Origin of the sequence: [Clostridium] symbiosum ATCC 14940, from assembly GCF_000466485.1 — a bacterium.
Taxonomy (GTDB): domain Bacteria; phylum Bacillota; class Clostridia; order Lachnospirales; family Lachnospiraceae; genus Otoolea; species Otoolea symbiosa.
In genome coordinates this window covers 1-610 of sequence record NZ_KE993012.1, presented here as the reverse complement: position 1 = coordinate 610, position 610 = coordinate 1, and the positions used below count along the sequence as shown (strand labels likewise).

Here is a 610-nt window from a genome sequence, read left to right as displayed (position 1 = left end):
TCTTTAACCTGCACACTTTTCGACCCTAGTCATATTGGCCGATTTGGGAAGAAATACCTCTGTTCCACATTGGCTCAACAAACCAGAATACTTGCTTCATGGTATATCTTTCCGAGCAGGGGCTTAAAACCGGCACGCAGGCTGTCACGGTGCGTCACAGGACTAAGAGATGGCGGGCAGGAGCCACTTGTTGGCATAGGATTGGGTATCCACCCTGTTTTGCACGGAAAAGCCGGGAATCCGCTGAATATTGTGGTTGAATCAAAGGATTCCCCTGCCAGAAGCCGGAAAATGCCTTAAAACCGTTGCTTTTGGTGAAATCAGCTTTGGCTCGTGGCATAAGTTTTTCTGAAATGCAGGAAAAAAGTATTCAAAAAACAAGGGCATCCAGCATAACAATCCGGACTTTTGCACCCTGCAGTTTTCTCATTTTCAGCGGTAGTTTTAGAGGCATCGGGTGACAGAATATGGAACACTGGAAAAACTTGGTGCCGCCGAGCCACCCACCCTGGCTATATTGGTTATTTGGAGAGAAACGCCTCTGTCCCACATAGACCGACGATCCAAGAGGATACATAAGCGGCGTAACCGACAGCGAGGGAAGACTGTG

The 610-nt window shown here is 48.2% G+C and carries 1 protein-coding gene; it reads right to left on the bottom strand.

Annotated elements, in window-relative coordinates:
• Positions 1-370 precede the first annotated feature (370 nt).
• Positions 371-610, bottom strand: a 240-nt coding sequence (locus CLOSYM_RS23235; RefSeq protein ID WP_021643375.1) for a hypothetical protein, incomplete at its 5' end; no start/stop codon positions are given.